At 44.5% G+C, this 17,639-nt stretch carries 18 protein-coding genes; 11 read left to right on the forward strand and 7 right to left on the reverse strand.

Annotated features, from left to right (window positions below; all coding sequences use genetic code 11):
- Positions 1–60: 60 nt before the first annotated feature.
- Positions 61–1,428 carry an ATP-binding protein gene (locus tag C4F40_RS13095; RefSeq protein ID WP_196939831.1) on the reverse strand — a complete coding sequence of 456 codons (1,368 nt, stop codon included), beginning with the start codon at positions 1,426–1,428 and terminating at the stop codon, positions 61–63.
- Between the two features lie 12 nt (positions 1,429–1,440).
- Positions 1,441–1,935, reverse strand: coding sequence for a hypothetical protein (locus tag C4F40_RS13100; protein ID WP_196939832.1), 495 nt, complete (start codon positions 1,933–1,935; stop codon positions 1,441–1,443).
- A gap of 646 nt (positions 1,936–2,581) precedes the next feature.
- Here C4F40_RS13100 and C4F40_RS13105 point away from each other — a divergent pair.
- Genes C4F40_RS13105 through C4F40_RS13115 form a run of 3 tightly spaced genes read left to right on the forward strand, consistent with a single transcriptional unit; the run spans position 2,582 to position 8,311 of the window.
- Positions 2,582–3,742 (forward strand): peroxiredoxin family protein, encoded by a 1,161-nt coding sequence (locus C4F40_RS13105; protein WP_196939833.1) that lies wholly within the window; start codon positions 2,582–2,584, stop codon positions 3,740–3,742.
- Positions 3,739–6,945, forward strand: coding sequence for a SusC/RagA family TonB-linked outer membrane protein (locus tag C4F40_RS13110; RefSeq protein WP_196939834.1), 3,207 nt, complete (start codon positions 3,739–3,741; stop codon positions 6,943–6,945). Before C4F40_RS13105 ends, C4F40_RS13110 begins: the two co-directional genes overlap by 4 nt.
- Positions 6,946–6,949: 4 nt before the next feature.
- Complete coding sequence (locus tag C4F40_RS13115) at positions 6,950–8,311, forward strand: RagB/SusD family nutrient uptake outer membrane protein (protein WP_196939835.1); 1,362 nt, start codon at positions 6,950–6,952, stop codon at positions 8,309–8,311.
- A 61-nt stretch (positions 8,312–8,372) separates the two neighbouring features.
- Here C4F40_RS13115 and C4F40_RS13120 read toward each other — a convergent pair whose 3' ends face one another.
- The 5 genes from C4F40_RS13120 to C4F40_RS13140 all read right to left on the reverse strand — a co-directional run bounded on the left by C4F40_RS13120 (position 8,373) and on the right by C4F40_RS13140 (position 11,828).
- Complete coding sequence (locus tag C4F40_RS13120) at positions 8,373–8,774, reverse strand: hypothetical protein (RefSeq protein ID WP_196939836.1); 402 nt, start codon at positions 8,772–8,774, stop codon at positions 8,373–8,375.
- 714 nt (positions 8,775–9,488) lie between these two features.
- Complete coding sequence (locus C4F40_RS13125) at positions 9,489–10,088, reverse strand: Crp/Fnr family transcriptional regulator (protein ID WP_196939837.1); 600 nt, start codon at positions 10,086–10,088, stop codon at positions 9,489–9,491.
- A 65-nt stretch (positions 10,089–10,153) separates the two neighbouring features.
- Positions 10,154–10,753 carry a hypothetical protein gene (locus tag C4F40_RS13130; protein WP_231390059.1) on the reverse strand — a complete coding sequence of 200 codons (600 nt, stop codon included), beginning with the start codon at positions 10,751–10,753 and terminating at the stop codon, positions 10,154–10,156.
- Positions 10,722–11,594 (reverse strand): hypothetical protein, encoded by an 873-nt coding sequence (locus C4F40_RS13135; protein WP_196939839.1) that lies wholly within the window; start codon positions 11,592–11,594, stop codon positions 10,722–10,724. Before C4F40_RS13135 ends, C4F40_RS13130 begins: the two co-directional genes overlap by 32 nt.
- 6 nt (positions 11,595–11,600) lie before the next feature.
- Entirely contained in the window at positions 11,601–11,828 is a 228-nt protein-coding gene (locus C4F40_RS13140; protein ID WP_136819262.1) for a hypothetical protein, read from the reverse strand.
- Positions 11,829–11,959: 131 nt separating this feature from the next.
- On the opposite strand from C4F40_RS13140, the gene C4F40_RS13145 reads away from it, so the two are divergent.
- The 8 genes from C4F40_RS13145 (at position 11,960) to C4F40_RS13180 (ending at position 17,480) form a co-directional block, all read left to right on the forward strand.
- Complete coding sequence (locus C4F40_RS13145) at positions 11,960–12,775, forward strand: response regulator (RefSeq protein ID WP_196939840.1); 816 nt, start codon at positions 11,960–11,962, stop codon at positions 12,773–12,775.
- A 9-nt stretch (positions 12,776–12,784) separates the two neighbouring features.
- On the forward strand, positions 12,785–13,789 hold the full coding sequence (locus C4F40_RS13150; protein ID WP_196939841.1) for a histidine kinase: 1,005 nt from the start codon (positions 12,785–12,787) through the stop codon (positions 13,787–13,789).
- A gap of 93 nt (positions 13,790–13,882) precedes the next feature.
- Positions 13,883–14,071 (forward strand): hypothetical protein, encoded by a 189-nt coding sequence (locus C4F40_RS13155; RefSeq protein ID WP_196939842.1) that lies wholly within the window; start codon positions 13,883–13,885, stop codon positions 14,069–14,071.
- A 245-nt stretch (positions 14,072–14,316) separates the two neighbouring features.
- Positions 14,317–14,658 carry a helix-turn-helix domain-containing protein gene (locus tag C4F40_RS13160; protein WP_196939843.1) on the forward strand — a complete coding sequence of 114 codons (342 nt, stop codon included), beginning with the start codon at positions 14,317–14,319 and terminating at the stop codon, positions 14,656–14,658.
- Between the two features lie 973 nt (positions 14,659–15,631).
- Positions 15,632–16,264 (forward strand): fibronectin type III domain-containing protein, encoded by a 633-nt coding sequence (locus tag C4F40_RS13165; RefSeq protein WP_196939844.1) that lies wholly within the window; start codon positions 15,632–15,634, stop codon positions 16,262–16,264.
- A complete protein-coding gene (locus C4F40_RS13170; RefSeq protein ID WP_196939845.1) occupies positions 16,264–16,707 on the forward strand; it encodes a DUF5675 family protein in 444 nt (147 codons plus the stop codon). Before C4F40_RS13165 ends, C4F40_RS13170 begins: the two co-directional genes overlap by 1 nt.
- 346 nt (positions 16,708–17,053) lie before the next feature.
- Positions 17,054–17,323 carry a hypothetical protein gene (locus tag C4F40_RS13175; RefSeq protein WP_196939846.1) on the forward strand — a complete coding sequence of 90 codons (270 nt, stop codon included), beginning with the start codon at positions 17,054–17,056 and terminating at the stop codon, positions 17,321–17,323.
- Positions 17,316–17,480, forward strand: coding sequence for a hypothetical protein (locus tag C4F40_RS13180; RefSeq protein WP_196939847.1), 165 nt, complete (start codon positions 17,316–17,318; stop codon positions 17,478–17,480). The genes C4F40_RS13175 and C4F40_RS13180 overlap by 8 nt, the downstream gene beginning before the upstream one ends.
- Positions 17,481–17,639 lie beyond the last annotated feature (159 nt).

Here is a 17,639-nt window from a genome sequence, read left to right on the forward strand (position 1 = left end):
ATAGATACTGTTGCTTCAAAGATAATAATTAATCGATTTTGATTTGAAGTCAAAAGCGTATTATTCAAGAATTTTCCAATAACCTCCTTTCGTAGAGCCGATCCTTTCTATTAGCTTTAATTTGCGTAATTTGGCCAATTGATATTCTATTCCTCTAACCGAAAGTTTTGCTCTTTCGGCAAGCTCTTCTCGTGTGATATGAGGATTGTCCTTAATGTAAAAGAATACTGCAGCAGAGGTTCCTCTCAAAGTTTTTCCCACAGTTTTTCCCACAGTTTCTCCCACAGTTTTTCCCACAGTTTCTTCTAAAAGACTGTCATCCTGTGCATAAACTAAAACCCTAAAGCCATGCTGGAAATTTTCAAAGACCGGCTGTTTTAGACCATGATTAGCAAATCCTTCCTTAATCCTTTTAATACCTGAACCATACTTCTCGATAAATTGGGCTTCTTTAAAAGCTGAAGCTACCTTTCTATTGCGGGCTTGAGAAGAATAATCCCCACTTAATAACTGGTCTATTGTAATATTCTCGGGAAGTCTACCCGGATTGAAAAACTCTATATAGTCATCATAAATCTTGACAGAAGAATCGCCATAGTGCGTATAATCACGATGGACTATCATGTTTATAGCGATCTCCCGTAGTGCATCCATCGGATATTGCCATCTTTCCTCTCTCCTTGGATCTCCTGTAATGATATAGCTTTTATTGATATGCTTCCTGACAAAGTCCAACACCAATTCGACTTCGCTAAATAAATCCGACCTTATGGTTATGCCATCCTTGATACTGGTCGGAGTTGAGAAACGTCCTAACTCGATTGTTGCATCGAATACATCGTTGCGGGCAAACATAAGATATCCAGCGTGAGTAACCTGCCCCTCCTTTATAAGATCGTATTTGTTCAAAACAGTTAGGGGGTCATCGGCTATAATGTATTGTCTGCCATTGTTACAGTTGGTTATAAATGTATTTACCTTCTCCAAGGATAACATATCGATACTTTTTTCGGGATTAATATAGCTGTCCCAACTCGTATTGAACGACTTCAAATGCATATCGGCAATCTCCGAAAGAGACAACATATGGTTGGAATTGTTAACCCTCTTATAATATCTGCCTTTGAAAGAAACAGGTTTAATCGGAAACTCAGATATGGTAAGTTCGCCAACATCTACACCATTGATATGGATAATATTTGCATCAGGAATAATGCTGGGTTGGGTTTTGTTCTTGACCTCGTTGATCCACTTCTGTAATGTTTCCGATCCGAGAGTAAAGCCTTTTACAGGCGTCCCCTTATCAGTCATACCGACTAATACGCGTCCTCCCTTAGTATTGGCAAATGCTGATAGCGATTCAATAACTGCATCGTTAAAGGAACTTTTAAACTCCGTGTGTATATCTTCTTTTAGTGGTTTGGCCATCTGAAATTCAGTTTATGGTCTTTTAAATAGCGCTTCGTCCTCACTCTTTCTTATAAGCGTATCCTTTTTTATAGCGTTATCGATCACGGCGGTGAAATCCTTCGCTTCCCAGTTTTTTCCAGCTTGCGCACCACAATAGTGTGCGATTTCTTTTGATGTATGCCATTCGTCAAAGAATGGGTCATTATTTTCGGCTAAAAGTAAATGAAGCGTACCCGTCGGTCCCAGTTCTGTGGGTTCTATCTTAATAATAATTTTTTTGACCATTTCCTCCTTGAAGGATGCAGGAGGATAGAAATCGCCCACAGTGTATGTGATATTATATCCTAATTCAAATGATTTCGCGGTGAACGCTCGGGCCAGTTTATTCAGATGCTGATCATGGTATTTCGCAGTGTTTTTGCCACTCTCTATTGCTCCCAACAGATTTCCATCAACTTCCAATTCAAGTATCTTTTGGATATCTCTCGTGCTGAATCCTAAATATGTTCTTAATAGGCGGATCATGTTTATTATATGGAGGGAAATTGAGTTTACATATACGACTTGCTTCATAAAAGCAAGGTCGTTCATATTGATTTTATAAAATGTAATAGAAAAAATTTGTTTTAAATTAAAGTATTGTTTATGTTTGTTTTATAAATTGATTTTTTCAATTTATGGCATTAGACTAAAAGAGTCTCGACTGTGAATTCCGACATTTCAGTAGGACGAGGCGATAGGTTTTAATGCCCACTACAATATTTTGTATATCTTTGATATACGCTATAGCGTGTGGGCCCTATCGTTACCGTTCCTAAGCCGTCGGAAGCTAACAGTACGGTTGATAGGAGCCCGGCTATAGTTCCTTGCAATCGCGAGACTCACTTAAATAAAAGTGAGTTATGAAAATTACAAAAAAGCAACTTTACAAAAATCTAAAAACCGCCCCGGAGTAGCTCCGCAGGGCTTGTCCGCATTTGCGGACATCTCAATCGATGAATGCGTGTAAGATAACCGAAATTAACCTGATGATGTATAAAACCGCATTTCGATTTTTAATCAATCAAATTATTTATAGGTGGCCTGAGCTGTAGGCTTGGGTAGAGATGAATAGCGCTATAAAGATCTAGCGAAGGCACAGAGTACAGGTCACACCATTAACCTTAAAAAAATGAATATATTTTTTAAGGGTGGGAGAGGACTGTGCTATTTAAAGCGGCTATCTCATCTTTTCAAATCAAAAAATAATCGGAGTCGAACGCTGTTCAGCTTTGTACTAGGTCTTATATGTGTGTTGTTTAGTGATGCCCAGGCGCAGTCCGCTGGAGAGCGGGCTGTGATCGGGGCAGAGGATATCAAACCGCTACAGATCGGGGACACGATTCCCGAGGCGCTCTGGAACCTTCCATTACAGGTCGTAAACCATACTGATGGAAAGCGTAGAATTAAATTGGCTGATTTCAAAGGAAAGGCACTATTGCTGGATTTTATGTCTACAGGCTGTAAAGCTTGTATAGAGGCATTGCCGGGAATGGAGAAGACAATCAGTGTATATGGCAATGATGTTGTTTTGTTGCCGATTACCAATGAAGGTAGAGACCGTATGCTCAGGTTCAAACCAGACAATGATTACCTCCGGAATTCGGAGTTAACGTATGTAGTGGAGGATAGGGTACTGCGAAAAGCGTTTCCACACAGTTTTATATCCCACGTCGTATGGATAGATGTACAAGGTGTCGTCAGGGGTTTTACACGGACTAATCATATGACAGAATCTACCTTGGGTGATTTGCTTGACGGAAATACCTTCGGCTGGCCGGTAAAGAGTGAGACGACATCTTACTTTCACCAGCCGATAATGCAAGGTAATAATAAGCTAGAAGAGATGCCTAATAATACGGGACAAAAATTTCATTACGCTGCGATTACGGGATACATAGATGGAATAGGCTCTTACTATCCTACATCTAGGGATACGCTAGAGGGGGTAGAGCGCATATCATTACGAAATATTTCGCTGCTGGATTTTGGGCTGATCGCATCTGGCCTGGGGCTATTTAAGAGGGGTAATATATTGAACCAAGATCATACCGAATGGAAAGTGGCCAATGTGCATAGATATGCATACGAGTTATATGAAGGAGATGAGCTCACCAAGGATCAATGGTATCAAAGGTATGCCATCTCTTACGAACGGACGGTGCCGCTGGGGATGCGTATGGAGGATAAGCAACGCATACTGATGGATGATCTAAAATCTTTTATGGAGATAAGCTGCGAACGCAGGGGAGGTGAGCTGCTGTTTTTTGAACTTAATCTAGATAAGCGATGAAAATCTTACTATTATTTTTTATGCTGGCCATTTCGTATACTGGATTATATGCACAGCAGGCTTGTAGCATTGATGTTGTTGTGGTACGACAGGAAGATGGTCGTGCGATGCCAAATATAAACATAGAGATGGATGGCCGTTCCTTTAAGACGGATCACCTTGGCCGGGTTACATTGCATATAGACAAAGAAGCTGTTGATGTCAGGATACGGCATGTGGGGTATACTGTGCAGACCTTGACAGTGAGATGTTCGGATAGCAAGGATCTGCAGATCGCGATGGTAGAAGAAGCCGTTGAGATCGATAGTGTGTATGTTTCTACTGGATATGAGAAGATACCTAGAGAAAGGGCTACTGGATCGTTCGAATTTATCGACAATAGCTTGCTGAATAGATCCGTAGGGACAAATATCATAGCGAGGTTAGAGAATATAACTACGGGCTTGCATTTCAATAAGCAATCCGTTAGTGCAGTAGGGGGCGGTCTTGCTATATCTCCCCAGATTGTGCTGCACGGTATCAGCACAATCCGAGATCATGCAAATCGCAGTTCACCCCTGATCATACTGGACAATTTCCCGTACGAGGGAGATATAAACGATATCAACCCGGCCGAAATCGACAACATCACCATCTTGAAGGATGCGGCAGCGACATCGATATGGGGTGCAAAAGCGGGCAATGGTGTGATCGTATTGACCAGTAAGTATGCCGGTATGGCGGAGGGTATCAAAGGTAGTTTCGGCTCTACCGTCAGTATCACCCAAAAGCCTGATCTGATGAGACATCAGGTGATATCGCCCGGAGATTACATCGATGTGGAGCGGTTTTTATTTGACAAAGGGTATTACAGTAACCTAGAGACCAATCGCAGCCGTCCGGCATTATCTCCCGCTGTTGAGCTTTTTATTGCGGAGCGGGATGGCACGCTATCTATAGACGAAATAAATACACAGCTGGCGGTTTTAAGATCACAGGATGTGCGAAGGGATTTCGCGCAGTACCTCTACAGAAATGCACTCCTGCACCAGTACAATTTGAATTTGAATGGTCGTTCTGCTAAAAGCCGATTTGTGCTGTCTGCAGGCTATGACAACTCCGCACCGACGCAGCTTGGTAGAGATTATGAAAGAGGTAATATCCGTATCGAAAATGTCTATCAGCCGACCAAAAATATAGATATTACCACGTCGATGCGATGGTCGGTGGCACAGGCGCGCTCCGCTGATGCTGTGCCTGTGTATGCGGAGATAGGCTATAGATATCCTTATATACGACTGGCCGATGATCAGGGCAATGCAATACCCATTCCAAAAGATTATCGCCTGAGTTATATCGACCAGACTGGACAGGGCTTGCTAATGGACTGGCACTATAGACCACTGGATGAGGTTGCGAACCAGCCGACGACGAACTTGCGTAAGGATCTTATCTTGAATACCGGTATTAAGTACCGATGGACATCATGGTTTAATCTCGATCTCAAGTATCAGTATGCGGACGTGGCCGATAAGGCAAATTCGCTATACGATCTGGCCAACTACCGTACACGGAATCAGATCAATCTGGGTTCTACGATTTCCAATGGGGCGGTTATCTACAATTTTCCTTATGGTTCCGTGCTGCAGGACGACCTTCTGTTCAGCAAAGGACATTATGGGCGTGCGCAGGCTAATATGAATAGATCATGGTCTGACCGACACGACATCAATGGACTGCTGGGGTTCGAATTCAATGCGAGACAGTCTGCATCCAGTGGCTACACGATAGTCGGCTATGACGAGAATACACTGGCTTTTCCTACGGGTATTGATTACCTAAAGCCTTATCCGGTCTACGATAATCTACAAGCGACGAGTGCTATCGGTCAACCGCTACGGCCGATGACCGCGCTTGAGCAGCGGTATATGTCCTATTTCGGGAATGCTTCCTACAGTTACGACTCGCGGTATGTCGTCAGCATGAGTGTACGTAAGGATGCCTCCAACCTCTTTGGGGTGGCTACCAACGACAAATGGTCTCCACTATGGTCAGTTGGCGGTAGATGGAATGCCAGCAAAGAAAGTTTTTTTTCAACAAACTGGATGTCCACGCTTACACTGCGTGCGAGCTATGGATTTAGCGGCAATATCGACAATAGTCTGAGCGCCGTGCCTACGCTATCATTTCTGTCGCCGGCAGCGGCGTATTTGGTGCCCTGGCAGAGAGCACAGAACCTAAACGCACCGAATGCGGAGTTGCGATGGGAGAAAGTTAGAAATATAAACTTTGGTCTTGATTTTGGACTGGCCAATAAAAAGGTAAGTGGGTCGATTGATATCTATCATAAAAGCACAAAGGATCTCTACACCTCGGTGCCGATGGATCCGACCACAGGTATCAGTGCTATGGTCATAAATGGAGCTAATGTGAACGGAAAGGGTGTCGATCTACAGATAAAAACGGTGAATATCGATAATGCCATTAAATGGAGTACGAACTGGCTCTTTTCGTATAATAATACATGGATAAAGCGAAACTTTAAGGAGTATGCTGGGCCTGCTGATCTGACAACTGCTGGACTTAATACTGTGGAGGGCCATCTGGCGTTTCCTATGTATTCCTATCGCTGGGGCGGGTTGGATCCGCAAACCGGAGAGCCGCGAGGTCTACTGAATGGGGAACCCAGCAAAGACTATCGGGCGCTCCGTAGTCAGAATGTACAGCCCGAAGACTTGGTTTTCCACGGCTCGCGCAGACCATTGTACTGGGGAGGTGTGCGAAATAATGTCAATTACAAAAACTTCTCCCTATCAGCAAATGTCAGTTGGAAAGCTGGTTACTATTTCCGGAGAGAATCCATAGACTATTCATATGTGCTCAACAATGGTTTAGCACATAGCGACTATTATAGGAGATGGCAGAAGGCCGGAGACGAGGCATCAACCGATGTACCTGCATTTATTTATCCGGTCAATTCCTTAGCAAATACCTTTTATGCTAACTCGGAGGTATTGGTCGAAAAGGGTGACCATATTTATCTGGACGACATACGGATGGATTATTCCTGCCGTATTTCCCAGTCCTTACGGATGAACTTGTATCTAATGGCATCTAATATAGGTATGATATGGAGTGCGTCGTCATCTGGGCAGTTTCCAGACAATGCTTCGAGTATTCCGATGCCGCGTATTTTTAGTTGTGGTTTTAACCTTAATTTTTAAAGTTATGTTTGATATATTAAAGCGTTTTTGTTGGTTCATGTGTCTGGCAGGGTTAATACTTTCTATCACCTCCTGTGAAGAATACTTGGATACCAAGCCTGATAAAAAGCTGGCCACGCCAGCTACAGCCAAAGATCTGCAGGCGATCCTCGATAATATTCCGAGGATCAATGAGGCGGAAACGGGCTTGTCAGAAATAGCATCCGACAACTTTTTTTTGCCTGATGCCAACTGGTCTGCCCTCATCGAAGTAGAAAATAGAGATGCCTACCTATGGAAACGCAGTCCCGTTGCTGAGTTATACTGGTCATACATGTACCGGAAGATCTACGATGTAAATCTGGTGCTGGAGCATATAGATAAGGTCACCTATCAGTCCGAAGGTCAAAAGAATAGCATCTACGCAAATGCTCTGCTGGTCAGGGGGATGGCATTTCAAAAGCTGGCGGAAGTATTCTGTGTTCCCTATCGCAGGGGAGTAGCGGCAGAGGATAGATTAGGGGTCGTTCTGAAACGGAGCGCCGATATCAATGAAGATCTCAAGAGAAGCACATTAGAGGAGACGCATAATCAGATTAAGGAGGATCTGACCGAAGCCATTAAATATTTGCCCGATAACCCGTATGATTATCCGACTAGGGCGGCAAAAGGCGCTGGATATGCGGCTATGGCGAGATACCTGCTTAGTATAGGGGATTATACTAGTGCGGGATATTATGCAGATTCAAGTCTAGCGCTCAAATCTACGCTATCCGATTATAATACAGTGGCGCAGATTCCTTATCCCTTTGAATTCTATAATGTTGAAATAATCTACTATTCCCGATCATATGCTTACCGGAATCTGAGTGAGGCGAATGCCCGTGTGGATCCACTTTTATACCAATCTTACGAGGATGATGATTTGCGTAAGCAATTGTTTTTCAAGGTGCAGGCCGATGGATACTACTCCTTTATTGGTGATTACAGTAAAGCTAATTTTGAGAAGTTTACGGGGTTGACAACTGCTGAAATGCTGCTCATCAGAGCAGAATGCAATGCGCGTGCCGGTAAGCTCCAAGAGGCTGAAGATGATGTAATTACGTTGCTGAGAAAACGTTATGTGAGCAATTTTGATTTTACTGGTCTAGATCTGCAACGCGATCCAGATGTTCTATTGAGACGGATAATGTTGGAGAGAAGGAAGGAATTGGTAGGAAGGGGAGTACGCTGGTCTGATATCAGAAGAATGAGTTTTGAAGAAGATATACGTTTGGAAAGGCTGTTGTACGATACTTCTTATGTATTGGATCAAGGTGCTATACAGGATTTTGCTTTTCTTATACCAGAAGCGGTAATTGAAAGAGGAGGGTATCAGCAAAATTAAGAAAGTCCCTGCGCAGTTTGATGCGCAGGGACTTTTGTTTTAATGCAAGCTACAGCCTAAACTAAGGCTGGTGCTTGATTTCTGACCGATCGGGGCTACTTCCCTGATTACGTTCCAAGATATCCAAAAGATTTGTTTCATCTGGGATGGAAGTATTGCTTGAGTTAGGTTCCGCTTTAACAGCACAAAGATTGGTGCCATCTTCACAAGCTGGCTCGGGATTGGTCATAGTCGGCGTGTAAGGCGCATAAAAACTAGGATCTTCGAGCTGACTAGGATCGTTGGGATTTCCGTTGAAAACATACCACTGCGGGGCAAGCGTTTTAGCTTCCACCTTAGGCTGGTTCTTTTTTTCTTTTTCCTTGTCGGTTTCGTTTGCATGAGCTGTAGCTGCTGATCCGACCATAAATAAAACTGATAATGCTAGTGAGGCAAATAGCCCCTTGCTTTTTAATGTAATCATAATAATGATGTTTAAAGTTTATAGATTATTTTTTATTGTATCTGCATACCTCGTTTTGCCTCGGTGGTATACGTCGGAGGGATCCGGGGCGGTGATTAATCAGCTTCCTGGAAGCCAAAGAATCAAGCTGACCGTGAATAATGCGTACTTACGCGGATACTTGATTCTATTCGCAATTCTCTGCGGAGCGCAGGGCGCAAGATAGGCGTGCGTGCATAGCAGTACCCATACCATACGTTCCTGCACGCCACAACTCGATATGTACCGCCCGTGCAGCTTTGTCCATATGGACTGTGCAAGCCTCTCTATCTTTACGAGAAAAGCCTTGCTTTTTAATAGCACTGTCTGATAGCGGTTCATACTTCGTTCATTTTTCTTTACTACATTTTTTTCCTATCTAGCCCCGGACTGGGCTGCGTCCCCGACGCAGCCTGCCCCTTGGCTTTATTTGCACTATATCGCCGTACCCGCGTTCCTGTGTCTCGACATCCGTGACCAACCCAGCGTATCGGCGGATAGCAGTAGCCGGTCTCACTGCCTTTTGCTACCTTGTCGAAACTCTACCACCGGAATAGTGGCTACCATCCCGATACGCTCAACCGTATTTTTTAGCTAATTCGCTATATTGTTTATATGGATGTCTCACTTTTCAAAGTTGAGTAATAAAATCTGCCCGAGATCATGCTCCTAGAGAAAGAGATTTGGGGTGATTTTTTACAAACGGCTAAAACCTCGTTGTACAGTGCTGATAGATACATCGATTAAATCGGCCTGTTCCTGTTGCCATAGTATAGAACAGAGTTCTGGCAAATCACGGGCAAACCGCAGGTAGCGCGCCATAGCATCCCGCTCAAATGCTAAGGGGCGCAATTTGTCCAGCAAAGCTTTCTTCTTATTGACCAGCTGTCTGGAAAATTCATCCAGTCCAAGGTGTTTGAAGCCTTCAAGTGCTAAGCTGGTATATGGAATGGACACAATGAGACCGGAACGTAAGGCCACGATATCGCCTTCCGCCGGCGTTAGGCTATGCGTGTGTTTAGTGGTAAATAGACCGTAGGTTGGCGGGGCTATAGCCAAGAGTTGCTGTTTCTTTTTTTTGGGAGTAAGCTTCCGCCGTGCCAGGATTCCCTCCGAAACAAAATAGATTTTCTTCTGGCGATCTCCTTCCGCATAGAGTATCTGTTCACTTTTAACAATATGCGCGGTGCAGTTTTCTTTTAGCCATCGTGCGTGTTCCTCACTTATCGGCCGATGTTTTGACCAGTAGTTCAAAAGCAGGTTAAACGCCTTTGTTTTGCTGTAATATTTGCTCATAAATCGTTATTTTTTGTTTAGTGTTTGGTTTTTGCTCTATTCGCCATCAAACTGATCGGCGATGTTTACATAGTCTCTACAGAGACTTTAGCCTCCTTTCCTTGTATTGAAGGTGGGAGGGAAGGAATCGTACTTGCGAGATACCTCGCCTCGCCTTCAAGGGGTGAATAATTGGAAATGATCGTATTCTTGTCGGGGAAGTACCAGCCGCATAGGTTATACCAGATCATGAGGCTCGCAAAATGGTACAATCCCATGGTTAAGGCTATGCTGACATGTAATCCGATAATGCCTGCTAAAAAAGTACGGCGGTACCAACCGGCTCGCCAGATCAAGGGATAGCACAACTCAAGCAGGATAACAAACCAACCGCTTACTATCCAGATCTCCTTATAACTTCCCCACTTGGTCGGAATTGGAAACAGGGCGCCCGGAAAGGGTTGTTGTACGGCCCGCCAAAGTGCCTCCCCATCGTACCAGCTCGCGCCAATGGCTTTCCCTAATCCACCAAACAGATACACCACCGTGAGCTGCCAGCGTAAGAGTTTTAAGGTATGCGGATATTTTGGGGAAAGACAACAGATCAGCAGCCCAGTCTGTGCGAGGTAGTCTACGCCATAAGACCAGTTGGGATCATTGATCCACAACCCATGATGTAGTATCAATAAGAGAAAACTGGCTAAACGGCTGTGATACAGTACTGTCATCGCTGCACAGCATAAGAGATAGGCTAGCGCGATCCATCGAAGATAATCTACCGCCATATAGATGTTCCAACCTGTATCCGATTGGTGCAACTGGAGCAAACGGTTGTCGATAATCCCATCCTGTCCATACAGTATTGGTAAATCGGACCAAAGTTGGATCATCTCCCAGCCCAGGATCAATCCCATCCCCTGTGGTAACAGGCGGCTCCAAATGGGTGTGTAGGGTGTCGTATTGATATCGGTATGTCTTAAGGTTAATCACTTGCTTTTTCAGTTCCATCTGCTCGGTATGCTCCCGCAGTGACGGTATATGTTGCACCATGATCCGGTGTACTACCGGGCTGCCGGGATAGCGTTTGGCCAGTTGCATCGTTAATGACCGTTGTACCGCGTAGGCAAAGGCCGTGTCCACTTCACTGTTATGCTCTTTTGCGCCTATCCAGACCTTCTGATGGTCCATAAAGCTGCGATAGCGGATCTTCGCACTACGGCTGCGCAATAACGGATGACTGTAATAATGCAGTTCACCATTAGGGTCGGCAATATAGAAGTGGCTGCGGTACGTACTCGCTACCGAAGGACTATAAAAACTGTATCCACCATGGATACCAGCCCACTCGGCGTAGCGAGGTACAAACGATGTAGTCCTGATAGGCTCCCATACCCTGTTGAAGCAAGGGGCTACACCCCACGCGACAGCGAATGTACTGCTCGACAAATGAGCAAGATTGTACAATACGCTGATGAGAATGTGTAGCTCCCAACACTTCGACAACAGTCGGCGGTACCAGCTCACCATTGCGCCTTACTCCTGCTCCATAATTTCTTGTACGGCCGGGGCAACGGCCGTCGGCTCATCTCTGGAAAAAAGAATCTTGGTCTTGAAAACATCAGGATGCAATTGAAGTAAGGCATCGGATACTTCGACGGTCTGTGGCTGAGACTCCGTCGTTAAAAATGGAAGAGCCTGAAATAGGCAAAATGCACAGCCAATGAGGGCAGCGTAGCGTAGCGATTTGTTTTTTATGTTCATGTGTTTAGTTGTTTGTAATACCGTAAATATGGCTTTTACAGTATTGATCGGCTATAATGTTGGTGAAAACCGACACATTTATGAGGATTTTTGTAAATTCGCGGTACAACCTAGTAAAACAAGAAACCAGAATGTCTACGTTTTCAGCAATTATTATAGAAGACCTCCCGCTTGTTCAGGAGCAGATGAGAAGGGTGATTATGGGGACAAAACTGTTCCATGTGGAGAAGAAGTGTTATACCTCTGTCGAAACCGCAATAAAAGCATTGAAGAACCGTCCAGTAAAAGTTGACTTTGTATTTTTGGATGTCGAACTAGACGGTATGTTGGGTACCGAGGGGGTAAGTAAGTTACGCCCTTATGTCCGCTTTATCATCCTATGCTCGGATTACCGGAAAAAATATGCTGATGAAGCGCACGATATCTACCCGGATGCTTTTTTCAAGAAGCCCTTGTTCCAAGAGGATATCCTTGAGTTGGTACGGGATTTACAAAAACGGGAAACCTGGCGGCCGAAGGATCCCATTTCGATCTTGGTAAGACGACCCCACGACAAACGAATCGAAGAAGAGAAGGATGACGACAAAGAGCATGCCGGGCATCCGGTGAGGGAATTGACCAGAGTGGCACTGGAAGATATCGTGAGGGTAAAGCGTAAAGTCAGAGAGGAGAAGCGGGAAGGAAATGAGATCGATTTTTATGGGCTGGATCCTACCGGACATTATTATTTACTGGGAAGTATGCGTACATCGCTAAAGGCTTTCTATCGAGACTACGAACGTTTGAATATCTTTTTGTTTGTAACATCCTCGGTGATGTACCATAAGGATTATGTCAAGGATATTTCGTTAAGCGCTGTGAAACTCAAAAATGGAGTAAAAGTCGATGTGAACAGAAGTCGCCGTTCCTACATCGAAAAATTCATAGCCAGTGAAAAGTCGCCTTAATAATCATGTATGCCTTTTCGGAAATCAAATTATAAAACGACGCAAATAATCCTGTGGTGCGGAGCCATATTTGTAACCGCTTGGATCGTACTAGGTTTATGCGCAGCAGCTTTTTCAGGGTGGAATGACTTCATAGCCATGCTCGCCATTAATATAGGCCTGTTTGCGTTATCGCGTTACCTCATCGCCCCCATCTCCTATAGTTATAGAAAGCCTTTTCTACACCTTCCGATTCTGTATGTGGTCACTATTGTAATCGTTATTTTTGGCTTATTATACGTGAGCGTTTGGCTGGGGGCAGCTACCTGGGAGCATGAAGGAGATTGGGAAATCTCGAATCTGAATGAAGTTATTTCCTTGCTGGCGTTGCCTGCTTTTCTGGGCTGGATGAGTTATCTGATCGACCGTGCCAAGATCGATTGGGATAGGTTGCTCGCATTAGAGGCAGAGGTGCTCCGTTCACACTTCTTTCCGCATTTTCTGAAGAATACCTTATCTGCATTTCAAATCCTGGCGATTAAGAAGCCGAATCGGGCTGCGAAGATTGCGGAGCCGCTGATGCAGATATTCCGATATTACAACGACATTCATGACCAGCAGACCCACCCATTAGGTGCTGAATTGGAGCAGTTGGAGAATCTGTGTAAAATATATCGCCTTCAGCGCAGTAAAAAGTTGCGCCTTGTTATCCGTTGTGCCAAGGAAGCGGTTTACAACATCAAAGTACCGGCCATGCTCCTGATGACGCTGATCGAAAATTGCTGCCTATACGGTATCGTAGACGACCCGAAAAGACCCATACACCTCACGTTGGATCTGCTGCCGGATGGAAGGCTTTATATGTGCCTAACCAATTTCCGAAAGGAGGGCCGTGCCACCAGCGAAGAAAGTACCCAGCTTGGCTTGCCCCTCATCAAAAGCCTGCTGAAGATCTATGGTGAAGAGAATAGGATCGACGTCATCGATGATACCAAGGTGTTTACGGTTATGGTGTTATGGAAGGATGTGGGATAAGCAAAATTAGTTCTCACTACAAGAGATTTCGAATCAGATTGATTAATTAGGGTTGATTTTTTAACAGGATTTAGGAAAAACAACCCTTATTTTGTGACATCTTTGCACCTATACGTCGAAGCGGTGGGCCACCCTTTTGCCATTCGTATGTATGCAGGCGAATTGAAGCTGGAAAAAACGACAACACCGGGAAAAAAGCCTTACCTCCTGTTAAACTTACCCTATTGTCTTGGTGCCTATCTCCATGCCTATGTAGCTTGGCTTGTACAGCAAAAGCTATAATGGTCACTCGAATACTGCTATAATCTATATTTTCGATGGATTCGCCCTCATCATGTTATGGAAAAATTTATAATTAATGGTATCTTAGGAAGAATAAATTAATTATAAACTTTACCGCATTGTGGTAGACTTGCTTTTCCTATCTGTGTCGGAAATGGTCGTGCTATCCGAATCAATATTATCGAAAAGCATGTAGCTGTACTTGTACATGAAGTGGTCCAAACTATGGAACCATGATTAAATTGATGATGGCAATCTTACGGACGCTTACCAATTGCCTTAAAACATTAAATCTTATTTATAATCTATTAGAATCGCATCTTTCACAAAAGGAAGACGTGCCTGCATCGGCATCTATAGCCGTACCTGACGAATGTAATGTGTGGGACGCAACTACTTATACCGAGGATGAACTCGTGACCGTTAAGGAAGCGGAAGCAATTCTTAAGGTAAGTCGATGGAAAATCGAGGACATGTGCAACAAGGGCGAGCTAACGATAATAAGGAAAGGCCGGTCAGTACGTCTGATCAAGGCCGAAGTGGATGCTGCGCGTGTTTGGTACAGTGCGCCGAAGGGAAAAGTGTAATTAGGGGTTAGTGACTAGGAGTTAGGGGATGTACCCTTCGCAGATTTAGGCATACGCTTCCTGTATTTAGACGTACCTCATTTCATTTATGGGGTACGTCATTTCATTTAAGATATATGCTTCATGGCATATGAGATACACCTCCTGCTTTTAGACGTACGTCGTTTCGCTTTAGGTGTACATCATCTCAAGCGAAGTGTATGCTCCGTGGCATATGACGTACAGATCGTGGATTTAGATATATACTTCCTGCTTTTAGACGTACGTCATTTTGTTTAAGATGTACGTCATTTCGCATGAAGTGTATGCTTCGTGGCGTATGATGTACAGATCGTGGATTTAGACGTATGCTTCCTGCATTTAGATGGATGCCATTTCGCTTTAGGTGTACATCATCTCGCGCGAAGTATATGCTTCGTGGTATATGATGCACAGATGGTGGATTTGGACATATGCTTCCTGCTTTTAGACATACCTCATTTCGTTTAAGGCATACGTCATATTGAACGAAGTGTATGCCCTGTGCGTTTAGACGTACACCTGCTACTTTTTGACGCACGTCATTTCGTGTAAGGTATGCGTCATCTCGCACGAGACGTATGCTTCGTGGAATATGACGTACACTTCGTGGGATATGACGTACCTCATTTGGCGTAAGGCGTACTTCATTTCGCGCGAGAGGTATGCTTCAAGCCATTTTTCCATGCATATCCGACCTGTTGCTTGTAAGGTGTTGTACGGTAATTTCCCTAAAGTTGTTGTTTGTTGTACGGTGTTGTTTGAAAAATCTTTTCTCCCTATGGTCTTCCACATTTTTGGATCATCATCAATAGGGAGGAAAGAAAAATGGTTGAAACCAAAGCAAATCAGATCCGGGCGGAACCATCCGACGAAATAATCCAAACAGGGATGGATCCAATAGGTCTACCCTTAAATAAAAGAATACAATCCGTTAACATCAAATAATACAATTATGCGTAAAGCAACAATATATCAAAGTTACGAGAAATGGGATGATTATTCCCTTTCTACACTGGCCGGGCGTACGCTGGCCTTTATGACCGATAATCTTAATTTTCCGGAACCTCGGCCTGCAATGGATGATTACACGGTGATCGTCAACGACTACCGGGAGAAACACGAAGTCGCGAGTAAGCGGGGCAGTCAGCTCGAGATCAAGGCTAAGGACAATGCCCGCGCATTGGTGCTGCAGGCGATGAAGGAGCTGTCCTTCTATGTAAATACGGTGGCAAAAGGTGATGGGCAGGTATTGGCCAGCTCGGGCTTTGAGCTGGTGCCACCTCCACAATCCACGGCATATCCGGGCATTCCGAAAAACTTGCGGTTGCTAGACGGACGTGTCAGTGGAGAGCTACGCTTCATGTTCGGATCGCTGCGGATTGCCTGGGAATACGAATATCAATATGCTACCTCTTTGGATGCGAATAGCGATCCGGAGTGGGGGGAGCTGCACCGTACGACCAATTCCCGTGCAAACTATATTTCGGGATTGACACCAGGCGATCGCTGCTATGTACGGGTACGTGCACGAAATGGTAAAGGAACCGGTGATTGGAGCGAAGCAGTGTCGATTATCGTGCGCTAATGACAATCGTTGTAAAACGTATTCGGCAGGGGAAGGAGAGTACCCTGTCCGAATGCTATATCGACGGCAGATTCATCTGCTATGGGCTGGAGGATTCGATCCGTGAGGTCAAGATCAAAGGCAGCACGGCCATACCGGTCGGTCGATATAGATTGAAGCTAAATACCTATGGTGGTATGAATGCCCGTTATAAGAAGCGGTATCCGACGCTGCACCGCGGCATGATCGAGATAAGCGACATCCCGAACTTTTCGTATGTGTATATACATATTGGCAACAACATTGGCGATACCTCGGGATGTCTGCTGGTCGGTGACCGCTATAAAAAGGATGATGACGGAGATTATGTGCTGGAAAAATCGGCCAAAGTCTATAAGCGGTTGTACAGCCTGCTGGTAGACACTGTTGCACGGGGAGAGGCTTGGATGGTGATTGGTGACTAGTGACTAGTGACCAGTGATTGGTGATCAGTGATTAGGGGTTAGTGACTAGTGACTAGGGGGGGAGAACTATTATTCTCGTCTTTGCGAGGAGCGTTGCGACGTGGCAATCTTAGAGGAGTTAGGGACTAGAAATCAGGTAGCCGGAATCAGGAATTGGTGATTAGTGAATCGTAACTGGTAACTAGAGACTAGTGATTAGGGGTCAAAAGTGTCTTTGTCGTCAGAACGAGGAATACGACGCGGCAATCTATAAAGTAATTAGTGGAAGACTGCTTCGTGAATTCTCGCAGTGACGTAATAACGATTCTGGTCTCAATACTCACTACTTAATACTAAATACTATAAAATGAAAAGCATTATAAACAAAATAAGCCGTGCGGTACAGGTGATACTGCTGGCGCCAATTAAATTACCGGGAAAGGCATTGAATATTATCAAATATGTCGCGGTGGGCTTGGGGATACTGGAGTCCGTGCTGGATAATGGAAAACAGGAATCTGAAATCCGGGAGCAGGAAAGCGAAGTCCAGAACGGTAAAAGCGATAAAGCGATCGTTGGTTACATCGATGCTGGCGAAGAAATCGAAGAAGCCGGAGGGGAGGAAAGCAATGAATAGTCAGGGTGGCGGCTTGTTCCCGATGTTGGGAGGCACCTGTTGCAGTATTATGGGACTTATACCTTGGAACAACGTATTGCAAACGGTGATACTGGCCGTAGTAGGTACGCTCGTCAGTTATCTGCTTACCCGGGTATTGCGACGGATCAGGAAATAAAGGGTAAGTATAAAGCTGCCCTACGATTAAAAAGAGGCGCTAGCCAAAATTGGAACGCCCTGCGACAAAGTAGGGCGTTTTTACTTTTATCCAAGTATCGCAATCTCACATCTCTACTTAATACCCAATTCTTAATACCCAATACTACTGTTGATGTCA

This window comes from Sphingobacterium pedocola, from assembly GCF_015209965.1.
Classification (GTDB): Bacteria; Bacteroidota; Bacteroidia; order Sphingobacteriales; family Sphingobacteriaceae; genus Sphingobacterium; species Sphingobacterium pedocola.